General features: G+C 63.1%; 2 protein-coding genes. One reads left to right on the top strand and one right to left on the bottom strand.

Annotated features, from left to right (window positions below):
- Positions 1-2,709, top strand: a 2,709-nt coding sequence (locus KA184_23370) for a hypothetical protein (GenBank protein MBP8132532.1), incomplete at its 5' end; no start/stop codon positions are given.
- Positions 2,710-2,718: 9 nt separating this feature from the next.
- Here the strand turns inward: KA184_23370 and KA184_23365 are convergent.
- Positions 2,719-4,599: hypothetical protein (locus KA184_23365; GenBank protein ID MBP8132531.1), on the bottom strand; the 1,881-nt coding region annotated here is incomplete at its 5' end.

Genomic DNA, 4,599 nt, shown 5'->3' with positions numbered 1-4,599 from the left:
GGCAGCGACGTGACGTGGCGTCCGCTGAGCAAGGAAGGGTTCGCGAACATCGAATTCCAGGGTGAATACCCGATTGGAACCGTGCGCTATGCCTCGCCGGGCTTTCCCGTCAAGATTGCGATGGAGGCCTTCTCGCCGTTCATTCCGCTCTATGCAGCGGATTCGACTTTGCCCGCGACGCTATTTCACATCACGGTCGAGAACGTCTCGGACAATCTCGCGCGCGTGACAATCGGCGGCTGGCTGCAGAACGCTGTGTCTTACGCCTATGGAGCGGAACATGACGGCCTGCGCCGCACGCGTTATGGCCGCGCCCTGGGCCGCGCGTGGTGCCTGCATTCCTCGGAAGATAAGCCCGGAGATGCGGCGGCTTCCACCGCACCCGAGCGGCCCGCCATCCTGTTCGCGGATTTCGAGAGCGACGGTTACGGTGCGTGGCAGGCGGCAGGCGAGGCCTTCGGGCCGGGGCCGGCCAATGGCACGCTGCCGAATCAAAACCCGGTCACGGGCTTTCTCGGCGAACGGCTGGTCAACACCTTCTTCAACGGCGACGACCCGCAGGGCGCGCTCACTTCGCCGCCATTCACCGTCTCGCGCAAGTACGTCAACTTCCTTGTCGGCGGCGGCAATTATGCCGAAAAGACGTGCATGAATCTGGTGATCGACGGGCAGACCGTCCGCAGCGCAGCGGGCAAGAACAATGAAGCGCTCGAATGGCATGCCTGGGACGTCGGCGAGTTCGAGGGCCGCGAGGCGCGTCTGGTTATCGTGGACAACCAAAGTGGCGGCTGGGGCCATGTCAATATCGACCACATCGAATTCGCGGACACGATGCGCGAGGGCAGCCCGGCCGCCATCGACACCGCGCCGGACTTCGGCACCATGGTTCTCGCGTGCGCCGAAGCCGCGAAGGAAACCGGCGAATGCTATCCCGGCCGTCCCGCGGAACAATACGCCTTGGAACGGGACCAGACCTACGGCATCCGCGAGACCCGGCTGGGCTACGTCAGCTCTGTGAGTGTTGATCTCCTGCCAAGACAGCGCCGGACATTCACGTTCGCGCTGGCATGGCATTTCCCGAATCAGCAGAACGGGCACCACTACGCCACCCGGTTCGAGGACGCGGCGGCGGTGGCCAATTACCTTCTCGACAACCACGACCGGCTGACGGCGGAAACGCGGCTCTGGCGCAACACCTACTACGACAGCACGCTGCCGTATTGGCTGCTGGACCGGCTGCATTCGGTCGTGTCCACACTGGCGACGGGCACGTGCCAATATTGGAGGAACGGCCGTTTCTGGGCCTACGAGGGCGTCACCTGCTGTCACGGCACGTGCACGCACGTCTGGAACTATGAGCACGCGCAGGCCCGGCTCTTTCCCGATCTGGCGCGCAGCATCCGCGAATTGCAGGACTTCAACCCGCGCGAGAATGGCGGCGGGTTCCATCCCGACACGGGGCTGGTCGGCTTCCGCAGCGACGACAACTACGCGGCGGACGGGCAGTGCGGCACCATCCTGAAGGCGTACCGGGAGCATCTCACATCAAAGGACGACGCCTTCTTGAAGCGCAACTGGCCCAGCATCAAGAAGGCGCTCGAATTCTCGATCGAGCAAGACGCCAAAGGACCGACCAACGGCTCTTCGGCGCCGCCGGACGGCCTGATCGAGAACACGCAACACAACACCTACGACATCAACTACGAGGGCGCCAACACGTTTGTCGGTTCGCTGTACCTCGCCGCCCTGCGCGCGGGCGAGGAAATGGCCAAAATCGCCGGTGACACCGAGTTCGCGGCGCGGGCGCGCACACTGTTCGAGTCGGGTCAAAAACAGACGCTCGAACGGCTCTGGAACGGCGAGTATTTCACTCAGGAAGTCGATCTTGAGAAATATCCGAAGCATCAATACAAAGACGGCTGCCTCTCGGACCAGCTTTTCGGCCAAGGCTGGGCGCACCAGCTCGCCCTCGGCTACATCTACCCGCCCGAGCACGTGCGAACGGCCCTGCAATCGGTCTGGAAGTATAATTGGGCGCCGGATGTCGGCCCCTACAACGAGGCCCATCCCCCATTCCGCTGGTTCGTGAGTCCCGGCGAGGCCGGCCTGCTCACATGCACGTGGCCCAAGAGCGAACATCTCACGGAAGGCACGTTGTACCGCGAAGAAGTCTGGACCGGCATCGAGTATCAAGTGGCCGGGCACATGATCTGGGAAGGCATGTTGCAAGAGGGTTTGGCGGTCTGCCGCGCGGTGCATGACCGTTACCATCCTGACCGTTTCAATCCTTACAACGAGATCGAGTGCGGCGACCATTACGCCCGCGCCATGGCCAGTTGGGGCGTATATCATGCCCTTGCCGGATTCGAGTACGACGGCCCGCGCGGGCACATCGCGTTCGCGCCGCGCTTCAAGCCGGAGCACTTCAAGGCGGCGTTCACCGGGGCAGAAGGCTGGGGCACGTTCGAGCAGGTTATCGAGGGCGCGACGCATGCCGGCTCGATCACAATGCGCTGGGGAACCCTGCGGCTGAAGACGCTAAGACTTGCCACAGCGGCGAACCTGCAGGCCGGGCACGTCCAGACGACGGTTGACGGCGCAAGCGTCGACGCGTCGGTGGAGATTGCCCCGGATGCGGTTACGATAACGCTGTGGGACGAATTGCTGCTCGGCCCCGGAATGACGCTCAAGGTGACCATAGAGAACTGACGGTGGCGGTCACTCCCAGAACGGCTGGACTTCCACAAAGTTGAAGCCGATATTCCGGCCCGCGCTGCGGATGGGCGCGTCGCTGATGCCGAGCGTCGCCGTCTCCGCCATTGCGCGAAATACGAAGCGGTGGAGCGTGAACCACGCCGGGTGGCCGCTGTTGTACGGTCCCTGCTCGTGGGAATAGCAGCTCGGATACGCATACTGAAACGCATAGGTATCCACCGGTTCGCCGCCTTCGACGTCAACCGCCAGCCCGATGGTCTGTTCCTCGTGCAGCGCGTCGAGGTCGGCGCTGATGACCTTCACGGAATACAGACGTCCCGGTTCAAGGGCCCGCAGAGTCTGACGCGCCGTGTTCGCCCCTTTCGCGGACCCGGTCATCCGGCAGAAAGTGTCGCCCTGCCGCGTTTTCGGGTAGCGACCCTCGAGCCAGCTGAACCCATCCATGGAACCCGTTGAAACGCTTCCATCCTCCGCGGCCGCGATTTCCCAGGCGTTCAATCCGTCCTCGAAATCGCCATTCCGCAGGTGCGGCAGCAAGTACGGGTCGTCCGAGTAGCGCGTGCGCGCGCCGTCGATGCAATAATGCCGGAACAGCCTGTGTGCGAAGCGCAGAGACTCCTCGTCGGAATACGCGGCCATGTATTCCATGATGCCGTATAACCCTTGAAAGGCGGGGTCCGTGGCCAACGCGTGGAATTGAAGGTCAAGAAAAACGTGGTAGTCCACGCCCGGGTTTATGTTGAGAGTCTCGGGCGGCGCGCTGAGATAACCAAGACACAGGACCAGATGCCGGTTCAACTCCGGCAGTTTTTCGCGCCAGGCCGCCATTTCGCGTCCGATTTCGCGGCTGATGTGCAGCCGCGCGCGCTGTTCCGACGTCGCTTCCGGCAGATACTGTTCCCAAGAGAACTTGTCTTTCAACGACGTGATCAGCCGGCAGAACTCAAGGCCCGCTGCGTCACGGAAGATGCTTCCGCACCAGGCGTAGAAGGTCTTGCCGGAAAATGCGGGGTTCTTGTGCAGGCGCGTCAGGGCCGCGCTCCAGGCCTGATAATACGGCTCACCCGCATACAGAAATTCATCGACCATCATCCCGCTGAACCCCGGTTGCGTCACGGCCGGGTTCGCCGCCCACTCCTCGTATACCGCGTCCGCCGCCGGCGGTTCCGCCGCGCCCAGCCCCGGCAGCGACGCGTTGCCGAGCCAGCGGCGGCCTTCGCAAAGCCACTGTTCGAACTCTTGTTCCGGCACCTCGCTCCGCGTAATCAAGACGTTCACATGAGACAAGACATGCCGTTGCAGGTACGCCCAGTCGTACTCGGGATACGCCCCGATATGCCGCGTGGACGGGTAGTAACAGAACAAGATCTCCGGTATGGAGCGTACGGCCAAGGTCGCGCCCGCGGCCTGCTCAATGCGGAGCCGGTGGATTCCGCCGGATAGGAATCGCATGGACTCCTGCGCGTTGGTCTCGGGATTCGTGCGCCACAGGAGCGGCGCGCTCTCACTGTCGAGCGTGGCCTGCGGCGACGCGACGGCGCCCGTAAGCGAGAAGAAAGTCCAGCCCTCGCGAGGAGTGTCGAATGCAAACTCCGCGGCCGCCTCCCCGCCGGCCGTTGCAGCCAGCAACTCCGTCACGAAATTGTTCAGAATCTTGCCGTTTGCTCCGCTCAATGCCGCTCCGTTCTCCTCAGGCCAAGTGTACGCCACCGAGCCCGGGATCTCCGCAATCAGGCGGCCTTCCTTATCCCATGCGCTGGCGAGAACCTCGACGCGCACAGTATCCCCCGCGTGCATATTGCCGATGCGAATCAGGGCCGGTTCCGCGTCCCAGGAGAACTTCTCCGCGCTGTTGAGTTCCGAGAATCCAATCTGCTCGCCGTC

The sequence above is a fragment of the Candidatus Hydrogenedentota bacterium genome (assembly GCA_018005585.1).
In the GTDB taxonomy this organism is placed as follows: Bacteria; Hydrogenedentota; Hydrogenedentia; order Hydrogenedentales; family JAGMZX01; genus JAGMZX01.
This window is presented reverse-complemented; position numbering and strand designations above follow the sequence as displayed.